Raw genomic sequence first — 26771 nt, forward strand, 5'->3', positions numbered from 1 at the left:
TCAGAAGTTATCTTGGTATTTTTTTCATTCGAACGTATTGAGATTTTGATAAAACATAAATAAGTTTTTATTCTGCTATAACTAACTCCTGCGAATGTTCTACTTCCACGCATTGACCTTTCCATTCAAGGGTAGCGTGGACTCCTTCCGGAAGCACAATCCGGGCATGCAAGGTTTGGCCCGTCTTTAGGTATGCTACAGAGATGCTACCCAACGGATGGGGTATGGAGCCTGATGCCTCCGACAGGTGACCAAGAGCAGGAGTCAGACGAACTTTGGCAAACCCCGGAGCGGCAGAGTGAATGCCCAACAACATACGATAGAACTCGATATTGAGATGGGCACTCCAGGCATGACAGTCGGAGCGCGACGGTTCGGGATTTTCTGCCCAGGTGGTGAGCCCGATGGCAAGCTGGTCTCGCCAGGGCTGCAGGGTATCGAGCAAGCGGTTGGCCATGCCGACCTTATCCATGGCTTGCTGTACGAAATAGCGGAAATAGAAAGTGGCTTGGATGAGTGTAGTATCATCAAGCATCTTGCGGCACACCTCTTGCGCTTCGTGTTCTTCAAGCACCTCAGCCAGTATGGCCAGGGCATTGACGTGTTGTGAATAAACATCGTGTTCAGGAGTATCGGCCAACAATCCGCGCGCGCTGTTCCAGTATTTGACTTTGATGGCGGCGGTTATCTGACGAGCTAAATCATGGTAATAATTTCCCAAAACTTCTAAGCCGAAAGCCTTTTCCATAGCGGCCTGTTCGCGCAGTGCCATAACAAACACCAGATTTTGATAGGCCGAGCTGCCGTCTTGACCGTAGTTGGGTTCTCCATAGTCGAAACCCATGGCCCAATCGGCAAAGAACCAATGGGGCATACGCGCCAGACTCTTGTCGGTCCGCAAGTATTCCTCGTAGCAGCCTATGATGTGACGAGCGGCGGGCAGGTATTGACGGAGCCACTGATGTCCGTCGCGCATCATCCAGTAGTCGTAGAGCATACCTATCCAACTGAGCGAATAGGAGGATATCATCTGTGGCGAGGCCGAAGGGTAACGGCTTTGTGTCAGCCCGTCGGCGGTCATCGACATGCGTCCCTGCTCGATGGCGTGCCGGGGCAGGAGTGTGTCGCGGGTGTTGTACAGGGTGAGCATGGCCTGAATCCGGGCGTCGCCAAAATATTGAAGCTGTTCGTAATAGGGGCAGTCCATATAGGTTTCGTTGGCACAGAGGCGGGCGGTGCGCCAGCCTATCTTCTCCATTTGCTCCAGTTCCCGACCTGCGCGCAGGTGACTCTCCTTCTTTAGCGGATAGGCCGTGAAGGTGGCTCCCAGGCATTCGATAGTTAATGCTTCGTCGGCTGTTTCCACCGTCAGTTCCAGATAACGCCAGGTACGCCACCAAAGTGTAGTCGTCTGCCGATGCGTACCCCCATCCATCAGGAACTGGTCTTTCACTCCCATCATAACTTTGCCTGTTGTCTCATCGCGATGTGGTTTGGTGGCATGCCAGATGTCGGGCATATCGGGATTGAACAGTGCCTCGGCGTAACATACTTCCACACTAGCCCCCTTGCCGCCTGAAGTGGTCAGGTGGAGATAGGCATTGGTGAGCGAGTCGCGATCAATCAATACCGACGTTCTTGTATGTGGAGCAACGGTCAGTGGCAAGTTGATATCGCCTGCCGACACCTCGCGCATCTCCATTTGTGGTATGGAGCGAGGCACAAGGAGGCGGCCTCCACGGTCGCGTGTACCCTTGTCGGCTGCCGCATCCAGGTTCCGGGCTTGCTTCCAATCGAATCCGGGGGCTTCTTGCTCTGTTTGCCATCCCCAGGGGTAGTTGTTGGCGTCAAACCGCTCACCGCGGTCGGCCGCATAGTAGCCGGGCACTACAAAGTCGTCGAGCGATGAATAGGATTCGCCCGTCAGCACCTGCCAATTCCAATCGGTGTTGAACACCGGGTCTGCTCCGTCGGCACATACCAATAGGGCAATCTCGTTGGTTCCCATTTGTGCCATCGGACGCTTCTCTCCATAGTTCCATACTACGGCTGCCAGGGTGTTTTTCCCTTGGCGAAGGTAGGGTGCGATATCCACCGTTTCGTAATTCCAGTTGCTGAGATCGCTGCGCGCCGGTCCCAGAGAAACAAGTACTCCATTGACAAAGAGTTTATACCTATTGTCTGCCGATACGCGTATCAGGTGCGCGTCGGGCACCGTGTTTAACTGCGCGCTTTTACGGAAATAGGCGACACGCAGATCCGCGCCCGATTTTTCTGCGTGGCAACCAATCCATACAGCCGGCCATACAGACGCGTCGCAGGATAGTGCCAGGCAAAGAGAAAATAAAACGAAAACACTCTTCTTCATATTCATCAGTTATCAGGTATATTTTCTTCTTCCCAGGTATAGTCTTCCGTGCAGTGGATGTTCACCGACTGGTCTCCGCAGGCGATATTGAATTCGCCAGCCTCGAGTGTCCACTTCTTGCCGGTTCCCATAAAGGCGAGGTCGCTTGCCTTGATGCGGAAAGTTACTGTTTTGCTTTCATCCGGGGCGAGTACAATCTTCTCGAACCCGCGCAGGCGGCGATTGTCGGGCATGAGCGAAGCATAGAGATCGGAAGCATAGAGCATTACTGTTTCCTTGCCCGCCATGGCGCCTGTGTTTTTTACATCGACTGTGAAAGTGAGCACATCGTCTTTCGTGAAACTATTCTTATCGGCACGGAGGTTGCTGTAGGTATAGGTGGTATAGCTCATACCGGCTCCAAACCACCACTGTTCGTAGGTCTTGGCATTATAGTCGTATACACCGCTGATGGTCTCGCGCACTTCGCTCGCCTTATAGTCGTAGTTGACCATTGCATTCGGCTGAGCGCTGTAGGTATATGGCAGACGGCCGGAGAAGTTTTCATTGCCCGCTAAGAGTTCGGCCAGCGCATCTCCTCCATAATTGCCAGGCAGCATGGTGTGTACTACGGCCTTTGCCAAAGGTTCGATGTCGCTGATGGCGCGTCCGCGCGACTCGTTCAGCACCAGGATGATGGGCTTGCCCGTAGCAGCCAGTGCCTTCACCAGATTTTTCTGATTGGTACTGAGATTGATATCGGCAATGTTGCCCCGGGTCTCGGCGTAGGTATTCTCTCCGATGCACACTATCACATAGTCGTTGTCGGCAGCAGCAGCCACGGCATCGCCGATATTATCGGCATGATCCATTGCCCAGCGTTTCGAGTCGTAACTCACGCCCTCTACCAATGTCACATGATTGCTTCCGAACTTGTTTCGCAGGGCTTCATAGATGGTATTGAAATGCCCGGTAAATTCCTCGCGGTCGGCACCGTCGCCCTGCCAGGTATAGCTCCAGCCGCCGTTGAGTGTACGCATGCTGTTGGCATTAGGTCCACATACCAGCAGTCGGGTGCCTTGCTTTATGGGCAATAAGCGACTTTGGCTGTCTACAGAGTCGTTCTTCAATAAAACGATGGATTCCAATGCGGCCTGCCGGCTGTATGCTGCAAACTCCTCACTACCGAATTTGGGATAATCTTTAGCAAAGGTGTTAGGCTGTTCGAAAAGTCCCACCCGGTGTTTCAGGCGCAGGATGCGTCGCACGGCATCGTCAATGCGTTCCATGCTGACGCCACCCTCTTCTACCAGTTCTTTGAGTAAGCCGTTGTAAGTGAATTGCGAGGGAACCATCATCATATCTACACCGGCATTGATGGCTAGCCGGATTGCCTCCTTGGCAGTAGGGACCACGCGGTCGCTGGTAACGGCTCCATCGATGTCTCCCCAGTCGGTTACCACCATTCCGTCCCAGCCAAGCCCTTCCTTGAGCCAGTCGGTGATAAATTCCCGGTTGACCGTGCCCTTCACTCCATTTACGTTGGAACTGTTGGTCATGATGCTTAAGGCTCCTTCCCGGATTCCCCGCAGAAAGGGCGCAAACTGCTTCTCGCGCAGTTCCTCGTAGCTCAATCTGGCCGGTGAACGATCCAGTCCGTTGTATGGTGCTCCGTAGGCAAAGTAATGCTTTAGGCAGCCTGCCACGTGGTATGCATCGATATGGTTAGGATTATCACCTTGCATGCCGCGAAGAGCGGCTGCCCCCATCTCGCTGGAGAGGAATACATCTTCGCCAAATGATTCATACTGCCGACTCCAGGCTTGCATTCTGCCGAGGTCGATACACGGGCCGTAAATCCAGGGTACATTACAGGCACGAGTCTCGTAGGCCACTATTTCGCCCATCTTATATACAAGGTCGCGGTTGAAAGTGGCCGCCATGTTGATGGCACCCGGGAAAAGCGTACCACCGGCGGAGTAGGTGGTGCCATGCATCTGGTCGAGACCATACACGGTGGGGATACCGAGATGTTTTATTGACACATTCTGAATGGTCTTTACCACCTGATTCCACATAGCAGGGGTCTGGGCGGTAGTTTGTGGCGCATTGAGAATGGAGCCGACTTTATATTTGCCCACTACGGAATCGAGCGCCGCCTCATCCAACCGGAAGGGAAGCTTCGACTGGATATCGTTGGACACCCAGTAGAGCCTCATTAGCTTTTCCCTGTTTTGCTTATCTTCGGGCGTTGTCAGTGCCAACTGGGCTGCATTGTGCTGCTTGTCGAGCCCAAAGCGGCGTAAGGTGTCGGCAAGTTCCTGCTCCGACATCCGGGCAAGCTTCTCCACGACGTAACGCGGGTCTCGATAGGTAATCATGCCTATCTCCAGTTCCACCATCTGCCCGATTTTCTCATCGAGGCTCATCTGCTCCAACAGTTTCTCTATCTTGGCTTCTATGGCGGCATCACGTGGCAACATGGGCGGTTGTTGCGCCACAGTGCTCCCGTAAGCCAGCAAGAAAAGTAGGCTAAATAAATATCTCATAGGAATAAATAATCTTTTATAATTAGAAATTGGTCAGCGCCTGAATACTTTCCTGATTCCATTTCTTTGTTTGGAGATCATAGAGGCCGAACAGCCCGCGGTATGCCCAGATGTGGCTGCTGAATCCGCGCAATTGGAACTGCTCTTGCATGAAGGAGAAGTAGCGGTTCATCGATTGCTGGTCGGCTTTGAGGCAGACACCGTATTCGCCGATGTTGAGCGGACGACTGCTCTGTTCGCTCCAGCGTTGGCAGAAGTCGAGGTCGCGAATAATGGGCGCCTTCTCATTTTCGGTTCCGTGCCACTCTACCTGATGTCCTACCATCGCACTCGGCACATACTCCAGATTCTGATGGGTGAAGGTATGAGGCAGGTAGTAGTGACCCTGAACGATGATATTCCATTCGTTTTCCGGGAATTTTAGTTCGCCCAGTGTCCAGGTCTGTCCCAGATTGGGAGTGCCTATAATCAGTGTACGGCCCGGGTTGGTCCGGCGGATGATGGCAATGAGTTCGGCATGCAGCTTGTTCAAACCATCGGCTCCAAGGCGCATGTTGGGTTCGTTTAGCAAGTCGAAGAAGAGCATGTCGTTGGGGTAATCCTTGTAATGCTCGGCAATCTGTGTCCAGAGCGACTTAATTCGGTCGAGGTTCTGTTCCCATGTGAGGTCAGGGTCGTCTTCGCCCATATTGATGGCCGGGTAGTAGTGTTGGTCGATGGAGACAGCGAGGTTGTTTTTCAAACACTGCTCAATGGTCCAGTCCATCTTTTGGAAGAAGTCCGCATCGATGGTATAGGGAGCCTCTTTGGCGCAGTGCTTCACCCAAGTCGTCGGGATACGTACGCTTTGGAATCCGGCTTCGGCAATGCCCTGGAAATCAGCTTCGGTCATGGGGGCATCGTTACCATCTACGGGGTTGGCATCCACATATCCATTCATGTTGAGCCCTCTACCCAGACGCTTGTTCCGTTCGAAGGGAATAGCCGCCTCTGCCGGAGCCTCTACCTTGGTGTCGAGCACGGAGATTACCTTGGTGGGATCCCGATAAAGATCCAGCATCAGATTTCCATGTGTCGAATTGGCATCTTCATACTTCTGCGGACGGGGAGCATACTGTTCCGGACCGAACACGATACCAATCTGCAGATGGTCTGCGCCATCGAAGAGGGCGATACCGCGATTCTCCATACCCATCTTAAGGTCGAAATGATAGCCATCGGCCTGGGGGGAAACTACATAGCCCACGGTCATGTTGGCAGCGGAGTTGGCCTCGCTGCTGATGGTGATGGTGCTGTCTTCGTTGAAGTGGACTACGCTGCGACAACCGTACTGCGAGGCATACCAAGTGCCGGTAAACGATGGTTTTTGGGTTTTGCCGGTGGTGCAGCCAACCAGCAACGCTACCGAGAGGAGTAAGAAAAGTATTTTTTTCATGATTATATTTTTTCAGTGTTAATTTTCAATTTACAGTCAGTTTTGCTTTGTTTACATGCTGACTATCATGTCCAATCATTATCTCGAAGTCGCCTGGCTCAACGGTCAGTTGCAACGCATGGTTGTAGTACTCCAGTTGCTTGCGGCCAATCTCAAACGATACGGTCTTGCTCTCGCCGGCTTTGAGACTGATTTTCTCGAAACCTTTCAGCTCCTTCACCGGGCGTGAACTGGTGGCATAGATGTCCCTTACATAGAGTTGTACCACCTCCTTGCCATCCCGTTTGCCGGTGTTGGTCACCGTCACCGATGCCTTCACCTGACCGTCGGCAGTCATCTCATTGTTTGATAGTGTGACGTCGCTGTATTCGAAGGTCGTGTAGCTCAATCCGTGCCCAAAAGCATAGAGTGGCCCGTGGATGCAGTCGAGATAGTTGCTGTTGAAGCGAGAATAGGCTGCACCATCCTGATGCGGACGTCCCGTGTTCTTGTGGTTGTAGTAGATAGGGCACTGACCCACGTTGCGCGGGAAAGAGGTGGACAGACGGGCACTCGGATTGACATCGCCAAAGACCACATCGGCCATGGCACGACCTGCCTGGTCGCCCAACGACCATGTATAAAGTATGGCATCGGCCAGCGGTTCGGTCTCGGTGAGCGCCAGCGGTCGGCCGGCGGTCAAGATGAGAATTACCGGCTTGCCGGTAGCCTTCAGCGCTTTGAGAAGTTCTACCTGCGGGAGCCCCAGGGTAATGTCGGAACGTGACACGCCTTCGCCGTTCATGTTGTTCAGCTCACCCAAGGCAGCCACCACCACATCGCTCCGGCGGGCCAGGGCCACAGCCTCTGCCACGAGTTGCTCGTTTGGACGAGTATGTACAGGTTTGATGACCTGTCCCGGCTTGTAGGCGCCCAGATATTGGTTGACCATATCTTGTTCCAGTTGCTTGTCTTCAAGCACCCAACAGCCTTCGGCGTATGTAACCGAACCGCCATGACCTGTTACAGCTTCTTGCATACCTTCCAAAAAAGTTACACAGCCATCGGCAAACCTGGAGAAGGACCAACTGCCCTGCATCTCTTTGGCTGCCACCGCAAACGGACCCACCAGGGCAATCTTGGCCGATTTGGAGAGAGGCAGCACATTGGCTTCATTCTTGAGCAACACCTGGCATTCTCTGGCTATCTCACGGCTGAGCTGACGCGCCTCATCGGTGTGAATCTCGCGCTGGTAACGCTGTAGATTCAGGTAGCGATAGGGGTCTTCAAAGAGTCCCAGCTTGTATTTGGCTTCCAACACCCGGCGACAAGCCACCTCAATATCTTTTTCCGATAAACGTCCCTGCTTGACGAGGTTCTCTAGATTGTCCATATAGGCACTTCCGTTGAGGTCCATATCTACCGAAGCCTCTATGGCCAGTGCAGTAACCTCCTCAATATCGCCTATGCCGTGGTTCACACATTCGTTGATGCCTTCATAATCGGAGGTGATGAATCCCTTGAATCCCCATTCTTCGCGCAACAGGTCGTTGAGCAGATAGCGGTTGATGTGTGCAGGGATACCCTCGAAATCGTTGAAAGAAGCCATAAAACTGCCGGCACCCTCGTAGGCAGATTCACGATAAGGTGGAAGGAATCCGTTAAGAGCCTCCTGGCGTCCCATGTTCACAATGTTGTAGTCGCGGCCACCCTCTACCGCTCCATAGAGCGCATAGTGTTTCACGCAGGCCATTACCGTGGTATTGTCGGCAAGGTCAGTACCCTGATAACCGCGTACCATTGCCTTGCCAAGTTCACCGCACAGAAAAGGGTCTTCTCCAAATGTTTCAGCAATGCGTCCCCAACGGGCATCCCGGCAGATATCCAGCATCGGCGAATAGACCCAGTTGATGCCGGAAGCCGTAGCCTCAAGGGAAGCAGCGCGGGCTCCCCGCTCTATCAGTTCCGGATTCCATGAGGTGGACATAGCTAGCGGTATAGGCTGCACCGTTTGCAAACCATGAATAACATCGTAGCCGAACATCAGTGGAATGCCCAGGCGACTCTTCTCTACTGCCAGTTTCTGTGCTGCCAGCAGATCTTCTGCCACATAGCTGCCATACATGGCGCCAAGTTTGCCATCGACTATGAGTTGTTCGCGGCTGTCGTTATCGTCAGATGCGTTGCCCGATACAAACGAAGGCACCGCCAGAAGATTCAACTGTCCTACCTTTTCTGTGAGCGTCATCTTTGCCATCAGGTCATCGATAAACGCATCCATCTCTCCATTAGCAGAGGGAGGGGGAGTATAACTGGTCAGAGTCAATACTCCACATGCTAAAGCAATCAATTTGCTATATTTCATCATATTCACTTAAATTTATTATTTAGAGTTCTAAAATTGTAGAGGATTCACCACTCCACATTAGACTTTGTTAACGACTCTTAAGATTGTTAATTATCAATAGTTTTCATCTCCGAAAAGTAAACTGTGCGCAATGGCATAGTGTGAGCATCACCGATGAGACAGATACTATCAGTAAGGCGAATATCGTTGGATGCTGCACCAACTTTTATAATGAAATCACCCTTTTCTATAGCCCATATTCCATCATTATAATAACCCAATTGTTGCGGTGACATGATAAAGTCTATTTTTTTAGTTTCGCCCGGCTTAAGTGATACTCGACCAAACCCGGCGAGTTTAATGGGTTTCAATGGTTGACTTGCTGAAGTAGGTGATATATATATCTGTACGATTTCGTCACCTTCGCGCGACCCGGTATTAGTCACATTGAAGGAAATATTGAATAACTCATCAGTCGTGAAAACTGATTTGTCAACTACTAGGTCTGAATAATCAAAAGTAGTGTAATTCAGTCCGTACCCGAAGTGATATTGAATACGCTCATCAGGAGTACTGGAATAATTATAGCAGATGTTTTCGTTAAGTTCTACTTTTGGATAACTCACACTCAACTTTCCTGATGGCGCAACATTACCGTAAATAATATCGGCTAGAGCATTACCCCCTTCTTCACCGGGGTACCACGCCTGAATCACGGCTGCACATTTATCCGCAAGGTCGCCAATAACCTGTGCACGCCCACCGAACATAACCAATACAACAGGCTTACCTGTAACTATTAATTGTCTGACAAATTCCTCTTGTTTTCCTGGTAACCGTAAACTTCCGCGGTCTCGATTTTCTCCACACAGTAAAGTATTCTCCCCCATTGCAGCAATGATTATGTCGCTATTGGCAGCTAACGAAAGCGCTTCTTTAGCATCTATTTTCTCATCGCGGGCTATATGGCGATTCTTATCGAGCCATATTGCACGATCATCCCCGCCTTTTGAAATGGATGTCTCAGTTTTGTCAACCCAATCCACACCACAGGAATAGTTCAAAGTGCATCCATCTGGTAGTTTTTTTTCCAGACCTTCTTTCAAAGTTATAATCTGATTATTTGTGTTTCCGGTATTAATGCCTCGCCAAAAATAGTGCAAGCCTTGATATGTGTAATCGCCAAGCATAGCCCACATTGTGTTGGCATTAGGTCCCACAAGAGCTATCTTCCTAGGATGTTCGATAGGGAGGATGTTATCATTCTTAAGAAGTACTACTGATTGTGTAGCAAGTTCATAAGCGGTTTGACGCTCCTCGGCGGTGTCGAATTCTATATCGCCTTCTGCACAGAATGCCGGATTTTTATCAAACAGACCCACTGCAGCTTTTAGCCTCAGAACTCGTTTGACAGCGCCCTCGAATGTCGCCTCACTAACAAGTCCTTGCTTTATTGCTTCGGGAAGGTATTGATAATTGTCACGGTTTTGAAATTCCACATCGTTCCCAGCATTTATGGCAGCCACTCCACGATGCAACGCATCTTCTTCTGTGTCAATCTGGTTAATCGAGCCATAGTCACTTACTGTTATGCCGTCAAATCCGAGATAATTACGCAAAATATCCTGCATAAGATATTTATTGGCAACGGCTTTCACACCATGGAAGTAGTGATAACCGGTCATTATCACTTTACTACCCTTAGTTCGAATCATTGTTTCGTGAGGCAAGAGTATTTCTTCAAAAAGTTCTTTTCTCCTATCGGTATTGCATCCGCCACCATAGCCCAAAAAATGTTTTGAACATGCCGCGACTCCACTTTTCATCCCTCCGTCCTGCAAACCTTCAACAAAAGCAGAACCCATAGCAGCACTTAGATAAGCATCTTCGCCATACGATTCCTCCAAACGGTTGAAATATGGATTCCGAATCACATCCACCATAGGTGACAACGAAAGCATGCCTCCGATTTTTCGCATGCTGATAGCAGTTTGACGAGTTTTTTCTGCAGCCAGGTCAGTATTGAACGAACATGCCAAACCAATTTGCTGTGGGTAAACCGTTGCTTCTTTTGCAGCAATACCTGTTATGACTTCTTCATGAAATAAGGCCGGTATTCCAGTTGGTGTATTCTTCACCAGCCACTCCTGCACTTGTTTTACCATATCGCGAAGCTCTTCGGGTCCATCTAACGAATTGCTGGCATACTGAGCAAAATGTCCTATTCCGTTAGGAATAAGTTCATAGCATCGGACTGTATCAAGCTGATTGTTTTTGTCGAAAAGTTCCGATAGATACATGCTCTGAAGTTGAGCTGCACGTTCATCCATACTCATGCGTTGATATATGTTATCGATTATCTTCTCGGTAAACTCATTTGACAACGGTATTTCCTGTGCTTTGTGTCGAAAGAAAACGGATGTCGATTTATTATCAGAGGCACAACCAGCCAGAATCAACGCTCCACATGCTAAAGCAATCAATTTATTGTATTTCATTCTATTGTCAAAAATGTTTTGGAGGGGTTATCGCTCCGCATCAGGCTTTAGAATGGCTCACTTACTGTTTATGCCTAATTCCTAATACCTAAATGCTTTATTTCAGATTAATGAATCCATTTCTGCTTGAGCGAGCGATAACTCCCATCTATTTTATATACTGTAAATTATGTACTATCGGGTACTTCCGACTTGGCTTCATGGTTTTGGTTTGAAGCACCAGAAGGTGCAAGCTGCCCATGGATAAAGTGCTTGCCCTTCTTCGGCAGGCGCAGCCAATACAAGATTATTGGCATCACACTTCACAATGAAGAACTCAGTGGGCAGGTACGTAGGCGCGGCACCCTCGCCAACCAGGGCTATGGCCGTACCATAAAGGATGGGGGCCGTTACCTTAAGCTTGCCTACCGACCAGTTGGGCACGATGTCGTCGAAGTCGTACGTGAAGGTGCCGGTGCGACCTGTGGGAGCGACAGAGAAATTGCCGTCTATATCGAGCGTCATGCTGCCGGTGGACTCACCCGTCAGGTGATTGATGGTGGGCATATACAGAGTAAACATGTCCATAATCTCTACACTGGCGGCAAACCACGCGGGGCCGGGGTCGGCCTCGTAACCGCCTAAGCCAAAGAAACTTTGGTCGGCCCAGGTCCATGTCTTCTCGCCATCCTCGCCTATCAGGTCGAGCACTATTTGCGGTAGATTGAAGTCCTTGACAATGACTGTACCCAGTTCTTCTGTCACCTGCTCGCCGTTGGCAAGGGTAAAGGTTGCCGAAAGGGGAAACTCACCCGCACCCGTCAGTCGCATCTGAGCCACATTCTTGTCTGAAGTGACACCGCCGCAGCTCCACACGGTCAATACGGGGTTGCCGTTCTTCACGGTGAGGAGATCTTCTTCGTTGGAGAACTCAATCTTTCCCAGGTCGATAGTTGTGCCAAAGTAGGTGGGGGCCCCCTCCTGACCGATGCACAGCCGGGTGGCTATATTGGCCGGAATCGTCGAGATGGTATCTACCTTTACGGTAAACGAGGTCTCGGTGAATGCCTTTCCACCCGAATTCAATCCACGGAAGTTGACGGTATGCTGCCCGGTGAAAGATACCGAAAGTTCGGCATACGCCTTGCGTGCGACAGACTCGCCTACACTCCATTCAGAGAGTATCGGAGAATTGTTTTCTACAACAATGATGTTACCATTTTTGCCATCGACCACCTTCGGAGCCACACTGAGTTGGAGCTCATCAGCGGGGATGGTGCTATCGTCTATGGTATATGTGTCGGTGATAGGGTCGCAAGATGCGAATGCTCCCATCACAGCGATTATACTGATGTATTTGCAAAAGTTTTTCATGATGATATTTTTAATAATTTAGAGCTACAAATTACTTAATCGAAATTCCAAGTGGTGTAGCGCGCGTCCGGAGTGTCCCAGCCGGGATTTTGCGTGAGTACACCGTCGGACAACTGAATTTGCGCGGGCGGAATAGGCCAGAATCCGCCGGTGGCTTGATAACGTGCGGCATACTTGCCATCGCGCATCACGGTACTTACGCCCAGATTCTTTAGCGTGGTATTGTTCTGTTTGTTGAGTTCAGTCTCTGCAATGTGCCAGCGACGAATGTCCTGAAAGCGCTGTCCCTCGAAGGCAAGTTCGTGGCGGCGCTCCTGCTGCAATGCCTCCAGCGAATAGCCGATGGCGGGCAGGCCAGCGCGGGCGCGCACCCGGTTCATGTTGTCGGCATTGCCGGTTAATTCACTGTGCATAAGCAGCACGTCGGCAAAGCGGATGATGTAAAGGTCCTCGAACATGGCTGCCCAACGGGGCTGAATGTAGGGATCGTTCATACCCGCAAATTCAGGATGGGCTATCCAAAAGAGCGAGTTGCCCCAGGAACCCATCTTGTCGTATGCTTGCTTGGAGAGAATGGGCTGTAATTTCTTGTTCCACAGACCGGTCTCTTCCCACTGTTGGCGCACCTCGCCACTTTCATAATTGGCCATATCGAATTCATCTTCGTCTACGATAACAGATGCTCTGCGACGGATATCATCAGGCTCGGCTGCTTCCCAGGAGTCCCAGAGACTGGTAGGAACCGTTCCAAAGGAGTTGGTGTTGCCAAAGGGGAAAGCAGCCCCATTGTCGCTTTTGCTCATGATGCCGAAGAAACTCAGATAGAGATTGCAGTAGCCGCCCTGATTTTCGTAGGAATAACCGGCAAAGTTGCCGAACTTCACGGCAAACACAGCCTCGGCATTGCCGTTGCCTGCCCAGCGGAGGGGCTGGCCATCTACTCCTGTTACACCGGCCGTATATGCGTAGTCGTCTACCGTATATTCGTTGGTGTATGCCCATAGGTTGCGGAAATCGCCCACCAACTGGTGTCCGGAGTTAGCGATGCAGTCTTCCAGCCAGGTTACCACTTGTTGCTTGGTTATGCTGCCACCGTCGGCCGTGGGCATAGCCTCTTTCTGGTAGTAGCCGGTATAGAAGAGGAAGCAGCGGGCCATCAGCGCCTGGGCTGCCCATTTGGTGGCGTGTCCGGACTCTATTTCGTGATACTTCTTATCGCTCATAAGGCTGATAGCTTGCTGCAAATCGGTAGCTATCTGCGCCCACACCTCGTCGGCAGTAGCACGGGGCGTGTTAGTCTCTTGCGTAGTGCTGAGTATCAGGGGTACGCCGCCAAACAGTTCGGCCAGTTCGTAGTACTGGAAGGCACGCATGAAACAGGCTTCGCCCTTACGTTGGCTGAAGAGTCCGGCATCGGGCACGTTGTCGGCAGCCTCCATCAGGTCAAGACCCTCCAGGCAGGTATTGGCGGCATAGATGCCCTTATAGTGAATATCCCAGCAGAAGTCAAACTGTGAATCACTCTTATACATCAGATGGTCGAGTTCCGCATCTTGACTTCCGGCAAACATATCGTCGCTGGCATAGAGGTTGGTGAGCAAATAGGAGGATTCGGGCTTTGCCGCCTGATGATTCAGGTTGGCGTACATAGATGTCACAAGCATTTCCACATCATCCATCGATGTGGGGAAATTTTGCGTGTTGGACTGTGTATAGTTCTTGGTATCGAGCAGATCCTCGCACGAGCAGAGCGTCATCGCGGCCAGCGCGACTATCCCCATATATTTCGTTACTTTTTTTGTTTTCATTGTTTTATTTTAATTTAGAGTTAACAGTGTCTTAGAACTTCAGATTGGCGCCAATCAGCCAGGTACGGGCGATCGGATAAGATCCCATATCTATGCCGCTCACCCACGAAGTGGCGTTTTCGCCATAACGGTCGGTACCGCCGAAACCTACCTCCGGATCCATTCCTTTATAGCCGGTGAAGGTGTAGAGATTCTGTACACTTACATAGAGGCGCAGTTGCGACAGTGGGCAATTCTTCCAGAGGCGCTTGAAGTCATATCCCAATGTCATGTTCTGAATGCGGAGATAGTCGCCGTTCTCTATGTCAATATCAGTCACATGTTCTGCAATCATGGCACTGTTGCCCAGACGCGGGTAGCGGTTGGATGTACCTTCGCCATGCCAGCGGTCAAATGCCTCGATGGTGTGCTGGCGCGTGCCATAGTAGAGTTGTTGCCCAAAGGCTCCGGAAGTGGTGACCGAGAAGTCGAAGCCCTTCCATCCGAGATTGACCGAGAAGCCCAGACGCCAGTCGGGGTGTGGATTGCCAATCATGGTCTTGTCTTTTTCGTCGATAACTCCATCGTGGTGGCGATCCACATAAATCAGGTCGCCGGGTTGAGGGTTGGCCTGTGCCACACCGTTGCCTGCTGCCTTCCAATCATCAATCTGCTTTTGGTTTTGGAAAACACCGGCTGTCTGATAGCCCCAGAAGTAACCGATGGGATAACCAACCTGTGCCCGGTAGAACTCGGCGGCGTTGACGGAAGCAATAGCTCCTTCATTGCCGTGGATGATGCCCTCTGAGTTGGCAATACGGGTGACTTCATTCTTGTTATACGAGGCATTTAGGCTCAATCCGTATGTGAAGTCCTTACCCACACGGTCGTTCCAGGCGAGTGAGAGTTCCACACCCTTGTTGCTCACGTCGCCACCATTGATGTAGGGGGCCTGGGTACCTGCTGTGGAGAGTACCGGAGCCTGTACGAGCCAGTCCTTGGTCTTCTTGTTGTACCAGTCGGCGCTTACCCGCAAGCGGTTGCCCAAGAATACGGCATCAATACCCAAGTTGATTTGTTCGGACTTCTCCCACGTCACATTTTCATTGGCCAATGTGGTGGCATAGGCACCGGTGGTAGGAAGCTTCCCCGTTGCGATGTGTGTCTGTCCAAACTGGTAGCCATGCGAGAGGTCGAAAGCAATGGGCGACACATACTGAAAGTTAGGTATCGACTGATTACCATTCTGTCCCCAACTGGCACGCAGTTTCAGGAAGTCGAGCCAGCCACGGGTGCTTTCCATAAACTTTTCCTCGCTGATAAGCCATCCGGCCGATACAGAGGGGAAGATGCCCCAGCGATTTCCACGGGCAAAGTTACTAGAGCCATCGGCACGAATAATCAGCGTAGCCATGTACTTGTCTTTGTAATTGTAGTTGATACGACCGAAGAACGAGGCCAGCGCCCATTCGTCAAACGGATAGCCCTCGATGTCGGTGGCGGCGTTTCCGATGGTGTTGGATATCCACGCATGATCCATATCGGGTTTCATCGTGGGCAATTGTTGCCCTTCCGTCACGCTGTTGATTATAGAAAGGTTTTCGCCCGGTATGGTCTTCTCAAACGACTGGCCTACCAGTACATCAAAGAGGTGACCGTTCCAATTGGGAAGGATGTAAGAGATTGTATTCTCCTGCGAAATGTTATGTCCCAATGCTGAGCTCTGGGCCACAATATATGAGGCACTTCCCTCGTTTGTAGCAGCCTGATAGGGAGCGGTAAGTGAACGGTAGGAGCTGTTGGTCATACGGTAACTGAACGAACTGCGCCACTTAAGATTCTTAATGGGTTCTACCTCCAGATAGGCAGTCGCGTTGAGGCCGTATGTGCGGTTCTTGTTCAGCCCATGCGCCTTCTGCATCATCAGAATAGGATTGCCCTGTTTATCGTCATACACCCAGCCCGTTTGCTGCATGTCGTGGTAGTCGAACAGTTCTCCTTCGGCATTGTGCATAGGCAATAGCGGAGTAGTCTTTATGGAATTATAGACATCGTTATAGAGAGTAGATGTCTGTGCTATCGTGCTCTGGTTTGAGTAGTAGAACAGTAAATTCTCGCCAATCTTGATGATGTCCCGATCGCTTCCCTTGAGGAGCACATGATCGGAGTTAATACGGGCGGTATAACGCGTATAGTTGGGCACAGTACCCTTGCCTATAATACCGTCTTGCGAGGTAAAACTGAAACCGGCTGAGAACTTGCTCATCTCGTTACCACCTGTCAGATTGATGGCATGGTTCTGCATCGCTGCATTCTCGTTGCGCATCTCGTCGAGCCAGTTAGTACCTTGCCAACCGTTCTGAAGCATATTCCAAGTGTATTCGCCCAATTGTGTCTGCCAGTTCAGCGCCGGAACACCGTTATTGAAGTTGGTTTCATCAGTAATTGCCATGAATTGCTGCGCATTGAGCGTGTTGGGCATCTTATATACGTTCTGCCAACCGTAATACATGTCGTAACTGAGCTGTATCTTGCCCGTCTTACCTTGTTTGGTCGTAACCAGGATAACACCATTAGCGGCACGCGAACCATAAATAGCAGCCGAAGCAGCATCTTTGAGCACATCGATAGACTCAATATCTGCCGGGTTGAGCGTATTGATGTCGCTACCGGCCACACCGTCAATCACATACAGCGGTGCAGAGTCGCCCACGGTACCGATACCGCGAATATTCACCTTGAAACCTTCGCCGGGCAGACCGTTGTTGGCTGTAATGTTGATGCCGGGCGTCTGGTTCTGTAATGCACCCAGTGCACTGGTGGTATTGAGTTTTGTCACATCATCACCCTTCACTTGTACGGTGGCGCCGGTAACGAGTTTCTTCTTCTGTACACCGTAGCCCACTACTACCACTTCTTCCAGTTCCCGATAGTCTTCTTCCAACGTAATCTGGAGATGAGTGACATCTGTTACTTCTATAACGCGGGTCTTATAGCCTACATAGGAGATTTCGAGTTTGGCTCCCCGGTTGACCGTTAGCGTGAAATTACCTTCAATATCGGTAATCACACCGTTGGTTGTACCTTGTTCTATCACACTGGCGCCGATAATGGCACCCATTGCATCGGATACATTGCCTGTCAACTTTACCGTCTGTTGCTGCATCTTCTGCACATCAGGACTCTGAACTGCATAGACCTGAGAGGTTGCTCCCAGTGTCATGGCAGACAATAATCCTGCAAATAGCATAGACTTGTTAAAACTAAATTTACGATTCATTGTTCTGTTTTTTAAGTATTAGTAATTAGTATAAAGTTACCTTATCTCAAGTTTCGGATTTAGGTTTATTAGTTTGTAATAGATATGTGAATTATGATACCCATTATCTTCTGCGACACCGTATGTTCATTCTTACCACACTTCTGCAACTGTGCCCACAAAGCTTCGGATGACACTTTGCAACCTGCTCCCTACGCAAACATAAACGATATGGGGTGCAAAGTCCGTTTCGATGCGACGCAATCTTAGAATAAAGGATTTATTTCTATGAATAAAGGCTTTAGTTATAGAAACAAAGGCTTTATTTTTGCGAACAAATCCTTTATTCTAAGATTTCATAGGCACAAAAGACACTTTGCGCAGACACGAGATACACTCTGCATAGGCACGGAAGATGGGTGATTTTCCCTTTTCACCATGCAAAGAGGTTTCAATCCTAACTTCTGATTCTAAATCCGAAACTCTTGCCTTATTCATTGTAATTTCCTCTAATGAATTTCCGTTTCTGCTGCTAAATTACGATATTAATATAGATGACCTAACTGCGGGTAGCTGGTGACGGTAGATTCTAATTCAGTATATTTATTTTATAATCAATGATTTATGCTTTGCATTGGACGATAAAAAAGTAGATTTTATAGACGATTTGATGAGGCTAATTTCCTTATCCGGATGAAAAAGTGTAGTGAAAAATTCTGCTTTTTACGTCATAGGATAATGAAAATTGTAGTGTTTCCAAATATCTTAGTATCTTTAGGGCAAAATAAGAATATAAGTATGAAAACAGTTGCCAGAACCTTTTTGTTACTTTTCCTATGTAGCCTACAAGGTAAAGCAGCATTCTATAGCGACAAGGCTGCAAACCTGTTGAACACACTGGATTCACTGATAGAGAACTACCCTCAAGTCATCGAACAGCGCCAATCGGCTATCAACCGGATAGCTAGTAAACCTATGCCCAATACGCTACAGGCGCGCTATGAACACAACAAACGTTTGTTTCAGGAATATCAATATTTCAATATAGATTCGGCACTCGTATATGTCAATGCCAATATTGTCATTGCCCAACAGACGGGTGATGACAACATGATGAACCTATGTCGTATACAGAGGTCATATATTTATGCCATTATTGGACAACTGCATGAATCTGTTGAAGAGATGCGACAAATAGACCACGACAAACTAACAGGAGGTATGCTTATAGAATATTTGGGACAGATGTCTCTGCTCTACTCCCGATTTGCCGAATATACAGACGGTGGTAGCGATAAGCGAGATTATTATTACGAGAGAGAACACTTTTATATAGATTCTACCTTGAATGTACTACCTCATGAAAATCCCTATTACATTCTTTATAAAGGATTAAAAGACTTACGAGCCGGGAACTATTCCGGTTCCATCGTTGCAATAAAAGTATATTTGGAAACATCAAAGACAATCAGCATCGCTAACAGCAAATTGCTATATATACTATCCACACTATATCGGGACAACAATCAACCGGATCTGAGGCTGGAGTGTTTGGCAGAAGCCGCCATCATGGATATGACACTGGCCAACAACGATAACGTTACATTGCATGACTTGGCTACGCTACTCAATGAAAAAGGGGATAATGAGCGCGCTTACAAATATATCTCCCTATGTCTGGAAATGGCCCATATCATGAACAATCGGGTCCGTATGGTTTCTTGTCTCTCTACATTTGATGCCATACAGAAGACAAGTCTGCAAATTAAGAAAGCTAAAAACAGACAGTTAAGCTGGTCGCTATGGGTTATCGGATTCGTTTCTTGCCTGCTCACCCTTACTCTGATATATACGTACAGAATTTTGAAACACCGTAGCCGGCAACGGATAGAACTGAAGAATCTGAATGGACTGCTTTCTGCTTCGAATACAGAGTTGGAGTCGGCCAATGAACGGTTGAAGAACAGCCTGCATGAAATTACCGTACTTCACCAGCAGATTACAGAAACCAACAACCTGCTGAAAGAAGCCAATGAAAAACTCTATGACCAGAATATCATCAAAGAAGAATATATAGGATTTGTGCTCACCCTCTGTTCTGACTACATCAGTAAGCTTGACCAATACCGAAAAAACATCAACAACAAGGTGAAAACCCAGCAGTATAAAGACCTACTGAAATTTACGGATTCTCCCATCATGATAGAATCTGAATTAAAGGAGTTTTATCGGACTTTCGATGCTATTTTCTTACATGTCTATCCTTCTTTCGTGAGCGACTTCAACTCTTTACTTCAACCCGAATACCGTATCATCCCCAAGGAAGAGGGGCGGCTAAACACGGAATTGCGCATATTCGCACTAATGCATCTCGGCGTTACGGATTCCAGCAAAATTGCAGATTTCTTCCACTGGTCAACCCAGACGGTCTATAACAAACGGGTGTACATCCGTCAGAAGGCTATTGACCGTGAAACCTTCAATGACCAAGTGCGCAAGCTGGGAAAATAGAAAGGAAGCAGCGTCTACTTACGAATTTCTGTATAGCTTTGGCGACATTCCTGTATGATTTCTGAAATATCGACCAAAATGGGATTGAGTCGAGAAATTCAAGTCATAGGCTATTTGTTGGATGGAGAGAGTGGACGATTTAAGCAAGGTCTTGGCTTCTAAAATAGTATATTTGTCAATCCAATCCGTTGCATGTTTTCCCGTTTGTTGTTGAATCACAGTAGAAAGATATTTCGGGGTCAGATTCAGCTTGTCTGCATAAAAACCGACACTCCTTTCCTTGCGAAAGTATTTTTCTACATTCTTTATGAACTCCTGAAAAATGGATTCGCTTCGGGATAAAACTGCCGGAGCGTAGTTGGTTAAAAGCAAATTAAAGATATTACAAGCCAAGATATATAAATAGTATTGAATGATCTGTTGACGAAATATATTTCCGGTATCTGTCATCGTTTGTTTCAAACATTTCAATAGGACTTCAAACTCCTGCTTTTTGGAAGCCAATACCGGTTGACAGGGATTTTCTCTGATTAAGTGGAGGAATCTTAGTATATGACTTCCCTGCAACTCGAAGAGGCTTTCTTTTAAGCACATCAATTCTGCCTTGAAGTTCTTGCTTAATTCCAACACCTCGAAAGGTTTGCCTTCCATCACTATCAAAAAGTGGTTTTCCAGCACTGTAATCTCTTCAAAACCGACTATTAACCGGGCATACCCCTCCGAGCATATTACAATTAAGAGGCTATCTAATTTGACAGGGTGTCCGGTAATGGCAAAAGTTCCCAGATGTTCCATCGGAGACGTATAGTTATCAAAAATAAGGAACTTGTCTGATAACGCTTCTGTAGAGGCGAACTCCTGCACCATTCGTAAACCAATATTCTGTGCTTTGTCTTTCATGAACGTCTAATTTGGTCAACAAAAATAATCATTTTTTCTTTTGTATGACTCGATTCCGACTTTTTGGTCAATAATGACGACTATAATGCCTAAATGGCATGTGAGAATTCTTCACCTTTACACAAAAATAATAATAACAGTAATAACAATGAAACTATTCAGCTTGTCTCTCCTTTGTTTTGCGCTACTCTGTTCTTGTGGGAACCATGGCGTCAAAGAAAAACCGATTGTAAAAAACGTGCATATCGTACATGCCGAGCCTATCGCAGGAAATACATTCCGGTCGTTCCCCGGAGTGGTCAAAGCAGCGCAGCAGATTGAACTCGGTTTTAAAACAGCCGGACAAATCAAGCAATTGTGCGTTGATGAGGGTGACTATATCCGTGAAGGACAGCTCATTGCCAGGTTGGACGATACGGATTATCAACTGCAACTGGCAGCTACCGAAAGCCAGTACCGACAGTTGAGTACGGAAATGACAAGACTGGAAGAACTACACCGTCGAAATAATATAACCGACAATGATTATGAAAAAGCCGTAGCCGGATTGGAGCAGTTGAAAGCACAACTGGAATCGAACCGGAACACCGTCAACTACACCCAACTTCATTCTCCTATATCGGGCTATATCCAGGCTGTTCATTTTGAAAAAGCAGAAATGGTCAATACGGGAACAGCCGTTGTTACATTGGTCGATGTAAATAACATAGAAATAGAGAGCGAACTCCCTGCATCTGTTTACCTGCAAAAAGATAACTTTATAAGTTATTCATGTCATTCCCGGTTATTGGCAGATAATAACTTCTCTTTGAAATTAGCCTCGATAAATCCCAAATCTAACAGCAATCAGTTATACAGGATGCGCCTGTTTCCCGAAACAGATGCGAAGAACGCTCTTTCGATAGGAATGAATGTAGAGGTAACGGTGGAAATTCGCAATGGAGAACATTCAGGTGGTTATACCCTTTGGCCCAGATCTGTATTTATGCAGAACGGTAAAAGTTATGTATGGGTCGTGAATGACCGTTCCGAAGTGAAGTTAAAACCCGTGGAGATATCCGGTCTCGACAGCAAAGGGCGAATCATCATCCTGTCTGGTCTGAACGAAACAGACAATATTGTCGAATCGGGGTTGAGCGCCCTCGATGAAGGTGATGTAGTACGGGTAATCGCACAACCCGCCAAAACAAATGTAGGAGGGATACTATAATGAAACTGACTGATTTTTTCTTCAGAAACGCCACGTTCTTCTGGACGTGCGTGGTAATGATCGTATTCAGCGGTATATACGCCTACATTATTATGCCGAAACTGGAAGACCCTGAATTGTCTGTCAAGCAAGCAATGGTGGTAACTTACTATCCGGGGGCTTCTGCAAACGAAGTCGAACTCGAAGTTACATCGGTACTCGAAGATGAACTACGGACACTCAGTAATATTTCCGATATGGAATCGGTCTCTTCGGAAAATATGTCAACTATCACTATCAATATCGACATGGCTGTTCCGGTCGAGGGTCTCGAACAACGTTGGGATATTCTTCGTAGAAAGGTGGAGTCAGCCGCGCAACGGTTGCCGTCAGGGGCTTATCCTCCAGTGGTGGTAGACGATGTAAGTGATATCTACGGAATGTTCTATGCCCTTTCCGCCGAAGGCTATACGCTTGCGGAAATGGAAGAATATGCCGGGCTTATTAAACGTGAACTCCTTGAATTGAAAGGAGTAAGGCGGATTTCATTCTTTGGCACAAGGAATGAAAATGTAAATATAAAGCTCCCCAAAGAAATGATTGCACGCAACAGCATCTACCCTGTGCAAATTATGACTACTATCGATGCCCGCAATCAGCCAGTCAATGCCGGGCATTACTATTCGGATGGTCAATTGCTGCGTAATGAGGTCGGTGGCAAACTAAGGAGCGCTGAAGATGTGAAAGACCTTATTATGCAAACGCCTTCCGGCGGGCAGGTAAAGTTAGGCGATATTGCCGAAGTCGCAAAGGAGTATGCCGATCCGCAGACCAGGGGCTTTTGGGTGAACGGCCATCCGGCAATCGCTCTTTGCGTTTCGATGGAGCCGGGCGTTGTGGTTACGGATGTAGGTAAGCTGGTCGAGGCGCGAATGACGGAGCTCCAAGAGCGGTTGCCTGCCGGATTTGAGTATGAAAAGATATATTTCCAACCGGATAGGGTATCGAACGCAATAGGCTCTTTCAACTGGAACCTCGTAATATCGGTAGTCATCGTAGTGCTTGTACTGATTCTTACAATGGGCATCAGAGGTGGGCTAATTATCGGTGCAGGACTGATTTTGACCGTATTGATGACTTTTCCCGTATTACTGATGACAGGAGGAACATTACAACGCATATCATTGGGGGCATTCATTGTGGCAATGGGTATGCTGGTTGATAACGCGGTTGTGGTTCTCGACGGTATACTTGTAGACAGGGGAAATGGTCTGCCGCCAAAGAAAGCATTGTTCCGGACAGCGGAAAACACAGCGTGGCCTTTAATGGGTGCAACTTTAATCGCCATAATGACTTTCCTTCCTGTCGGATTATCCAACGATACCGCTGGAGAATATGCACGTGATCTGTTTTTTGTGCTGGCCATATCATTGTTGGTAAGTTGGGTGCTTGCCATGACACAGATACCTGTCTTTGCAAAACTATTCTTATCGGCACGTGCAAACGGCGGTAAAAACCCAGAGAAGATAAAAGATCAACTCAACACACCCCTTCATAAGGTTATCCGAAAGGCGCTTCATTTTTTTATGAACCATAAAATATCAACTTTTTTGGTAAGTTTCGGATGTTTGGTTCTGGCTTTCGTTGGATTCTTTTCGGTTAAGTCGATATTCTTCCCCGACTTCGATTATAACCAGTTATATGTAGAATATACCCTGCCACCGCAAACGCACCCTGACAGGGTAAAACATGATTTGCTGGAAATATCGGAAAAACTCTCGGACTATGACGAGATAAACAAGATAACGGCAAGTCAGGCACAAACCCCCACCCGATATTGCCTTGTGCGTTCCATCAATGCGGTGGGCGACAATTACGGAGAATTGATTATCGACTTCGAGGATTACCGCGATGCATACAGACTTCTTCCGGAAATTCAGACACGACTGCGGGAAGAATATCCCGATGCGTATGTTCGGGTACGGAAATACAACTTCGCAGTCAGTACGAGCCACACGGTTGAGGCCATATTCTCCGGTCCCGATCCGCAGATATTAAGAGAGCTGGCCGGGCAAGGCAAAGAAATTATGCGCGATTGTGCAATAGTGGATGCTTATTCGGTTACCGACAACTGGCAACCTCAGGGAAAATCCATATATAGGGATTATTCCGAGCAATCTGCCAAACGTAGCGGAATGAACCGCAGCGATATTGCGAACGCTTTATTGGCTTCAGCAGAAGGCTTGCCCGTAGGTCTTATTTACGAAAATGACAAATCGGTTATTATTAATCTGAAAGTCCAAAATTCGGATGACAGTCGCATTACAGACCAGAATGACATACCGGTATGGGGGATGATTCCAAATACCAGCCTTGAAGAAGTAAATATAGGTAGAGTATTGCAGGGTACGGCGACACCCGACGATATAACTGACAATATGTTCCGCACAATCCCTTTAAGTCAGATAACGAATAACGAACGCGTTAAGTGGGAAGAAACAAGCGTGGCGCGTTACGACGGTAAACGGGCGATAAAAGTACAGTGTGACCCTCTTGCCGGCGAAGCTCCCGGCGAGATACTGTCGGAAATCCAGGATCGGTTTGAACAAATAGAACTCCCTGCCGGGTATTCACTCAAATGGTTAGGAGAACAGAAATTACAGAACAGCGCATTTGAAAATATTTTCGGATTCGTGCCGATAGCCCTTGTGTTGATTGTGCTGATTCTTGTATGGTTGTTCAATGATATGCGCAAGGTTCTGCTGGTTATTCTGTGTCTGCCTTTCGCATTCATAGGAATCACCCCCCTTTTGCTTGTAACAGGTACACCATTCACATTTATGGGTATAATCGGAGCGATGGGATTGATGGGAATGCTGATTAAGAACTCTATCGTATTGGTAGACGAGATTACGCGCCTTACAAAAGAAGGAATGGTTCCCTATGATGCGGTCATTAATTCGACAGTAAATCGTACCCGTCCGGTAATAATGGCTTCGGCCACGACCATACTTGGCATGCTCCCGCTTCTGTTCGACCCTATGTATTCCAGTCTGGCAGTTGTGGTAGTTGCCGGTTTGACAGCAGGCACCATAATTACGCTGATTCTGCTGCCTATTTTTTATTCATTATTTTTCAAAATTAAAAAAACTTCGCTAATAAATATTTACGAATGAAAAAGAAAACAATCATCCTTGTAACTCTGGCACTTATGCTTTTGGGAGTGAACACCAATGCTCAAATGTCAGAAAAGCCTCGTGTCATTGCAATGACTGACGGAGAGATAGATGACCAATGTTCTATGATCCGCTTCCTGCTCCATGCTAACGATATGGAAGTTGTAGCTATTATCCAAACCAATTCCATTTTTCAACGGGGTGGATGGAGTAATGCCGGATGGATAGAAAAGCAACTTGATGCTTACGAACAGGTATATCCCAACCTCATCGTACACGATCCTGCTTATCCTACTGCCAACGAACTAAGAAGCAAACTCTTCCTTGGTGACCAAGATTCAACACATATTGTGGTCGATACAGATGTCATCCGTCGTGTACCCGGAACTGAATCCATGATAGACCCCACGCATTGGGCTGATACACCCGGTTCCGATAAGATTGTTGAAACTCTTTTGGAAAACGATCCTCGCAAAGTCTATATACAGGCTTGGGGAGGTGGTAACACCGCAGCCAAAGCTTTCCAAAAGTTAAAAACCCAATACCCTTCCGAGTATGAGCGTGCTGTGAAGAAAGCAGTTATGTATAACATCTGGTATCAGGATGGCGCTGGAAACTACATTGAAACTTACCACCCCGACGTCACTCTGCTGGTGTCTTACTACTTTAGTGGAACTTGGGATTACGGTAGCCAACGTTATACCGACGGTTTTGCCAAAAACTATCTGCACAACGGTCACGGTCCATTGGCAGCCCTTTATCCACAGGATTACATCAGCGAAGGCGATTCACCTGCGTTCCTTTATACGCTTGGTAGCGGATTACGTGGTTATGAAGACCCTACTTACGGTGGTTGGGGCGGACAGTTCTATAAAATAGAAGGACTAAAAAACGTATATCGTGATGTAGACCGTGGTAGTTACCTGCGGTGGGTAGAAGTAGCCAACCGTGATTTTGAATCCAGACTCCGGTGGTGTGTAGCTGGCAAATATGAAGATGCTAACCACAAACCGGTAATCGCCATACCCGGCGGGCTGGAAAAAACAGTGAAATCCGGTGAAACCGTAACCCTAAATGCCGATATCACAGAACCAGATTCCCTCGATATTGACGGAATCTGGGCGAAATACTCTGCCCTTTATGAGCAGCTCGGCTTTAATAAAGAAAGTTTTGTCGAAATAGCTCCGCAACGTTATCCCAAATATAACGCTTACTGGTGGCAATATAAAGAAGCAGGAACATACAATGGCTATATCGACATTGTCGCCGTTGACTCAGGCAAATCTACCTTTGTTGCTCCCAAAGTCGACAAACCCGAAACCCTGCACCTCATCCTTGAAGTGACCGATACGGGGATTCCGGCGTTGACCACCTTCGCCCGCGTTATTGTTACTATCTTCCCCACAGATAAATAAGAACCAATAAGAAAATGTCATGTTAA

The 26771-nt window shown here is 48.0% G+C and carries 13 protein-coding genes; 4 read left to right on the plus strand and 9 right to left on the minus strand.

Going from position 1 to position 26771, the window contains the following annotated elements; all coding sequences use genetic code 11:
- Window positions 1-67 precede the first annotated feature (67 nt).
- From DWZ67_RS06520 to DWZ67_RS06555, 8 genes are all read right to left on the minus strand, one after another.
- Window positions 68-2368, minus strand: a complete 2301-nt coding sequence (locus DWZ67_RS06520; protein WP_070101232.1) for an alpha-L-rhamnosidase C-terminal domain-containing protein — start codon at window positions 2366-2368, stop codon at window positions 68-70.
- Between the two features lie 5 nt (window positions 2369-2373).
- Window positions 2374-4896, minus strand: a complete 2523-nt coding sequence (locus tag DWZ67_RS06525) for a beta-glucosidase (protein WP_057256555.1) — start codon at window positions 4894-4896, stop codon at window positions 2374-2376.
- Between the two features lie 22 nt (window positions 4897-4918).
- Complete coding sequence (locus tag DWZ67_RS06530; protein ID WP_057256554.1) at window positions 4919-6331, minus strand: glycoside hydrolase family 5 protein; 1413 nt, start codon at window positions 6329-6331, stop codon at window positions 4919-4921.
- Window positions 6332-6356: 25 nt separating this feature from the next.
- On the minus strand, window positions 6357-8678 hold the full coding sequence (gene bglX / locus DWZ67_RS06535) for a beta-glucosidase BglX (RefSeq protein WP_057256553.1): 2322 nt from the start codon (window positions 8676-8678) through the stop codon (window positions 6357-6359).
- Window positions 8679-8764: 86 nt separating this feature from the next.
- The gene (locus tag DWZ67_RS06540; RefSeq protein ID WP_057256552.1) at window positions 8765-11155 is read right to left on the minus strand and encodes a glycoside hydrolase family 3 N-terminal domain-containing protein; all 2391 of its coding nucleotides are present in this window, start codon (window positions 11153-11155) and stop codon (window positions 8765-8767) included.
- Window positions 11156-11353: 198 nt separating this feature from the next.
- On the minus strand, window positions 11354-12508 hold the full coding sequence (locus DWZ67_RS06545; RefSeq protein WP_117866722.1) for a hypothetical protein: 1155 nt from the start codon (window positions 12506-12508) through the stop codon (window positions 11354-11356).
- Window positions 12509-12543: 35 nt separating this feature from the next.
- Window positions 12544-14316, minus strand: coding sequence for a RagB/SusD family nutrient uptake outer membrane protein (locus DWZ67_RS06550; RefSeq protein WP_005830682.1), 1773 nt, complete (start codon window positions 14314-14316; stop codon window positions 12544-12546).
- Window positions 14317-14347: 31 nt separating this feature from the next.
- Window positions 14348-17575: a SusC/RagA family TonB-linked outer membrane protein gene (locus DWZ67_RS06555; RefSeq protein ID WP_005830680.1), complete on the minus strand. Its 3228-nt coding sequence runs from the start codon at window positions 17573-17575 to the stop codon at window positions 14348-14350.
- A gap of 777 nt (window positions 17576-18352) precedes the next feature.
- Here DWZ67_RS06555 and DWZ67_RS06560 point away from each other — a divergent pair.
- Window positions 18353-20065, plus strand: coding sequence for a DUF6377 domain-containing protein (locus tag DWZ67_RS06560; RefSeq protein ID WP_057256550.1), 1713 nt, complete (start codon window positions 18353-18355; stop codon window positions 20063-20065).
- Window positions 20066-20083: 18 nt separating this feature from the next.
- Here DWZ67_RS06560 and DWZ67_RS06565 read toward each other — a convergent pair whose 3' ends face one another.
- Window positions 20084-20965 (minus strand): helix-turn-helix domain-containing protein, encoded by an 882-nt coding sequence (locus tag DWZ67_RS06565; protein ID WP_005830672.1) that lies wholly within the window; start codon window positions 20963-20965, stop codon window positions 20084-20086.
- A 148-nt stretch (window positions 20966-21113) separates the two neighbouring features.
- Here DWZ67_RS06565 and DWZ67_RS06570 point away from each other — a divergent pair, with 148 nt between their 5' ends.
- From DWZ67_RS06570 to DWZ67_RS06580, 3 genes are read left to right on the plus strand one after another with little or no spacing between them, the layout of a single operon-like run.
- Window positions 21114-22175: an efflux RND transporter periplasmic adaptor subunit gene (locus DWZ67_RS06570; protein ID WP_057256549.1), complete on the plus strand. Its 1062-nt coding sequence runs from the start codon at window positions 21114-21116 to the stop codon at window positions 22173-22175.
- Complete coding sequence (locus DWZ67_RS06575; protein WP_120138417.1) at window positions 22175-25330, plus strand: efflux RND transporter permease subunit; 3156 nt, start codon at window positions 22175-22177, stop codon at window positions 25328-25330. The genes DWZ67_RS06570 and DWZ67_RS06575 overlap by 1 nt, the downstream gene beginning before the upstream one ends.
- Entirely contained in the window at window positions 25327-26745 is a 1419-nt protein-coding gene (locus DWZ67_RS06580; RefSeq protein WP_057256547.1) for a DUF1593 domain-containing protein, read from the plus strand. Before DWZ67_RS06575 ends, DWZ67_RS06580 begins: the two co-directional genes overlap by 4 nt.
- Window positions 26746-26771: the final 26 nt, after the last annotated feature.

It is taken from the genome of Bacteroides sp. AF34-31BH (assembly GCF_003602795.1).
Classification (GTDB): Bacteria; Bacteroidota; Bacteroidia; order Bacteroidales; family Bacteroidaceae; genus Bacteroides; species Bacteroides uniformis.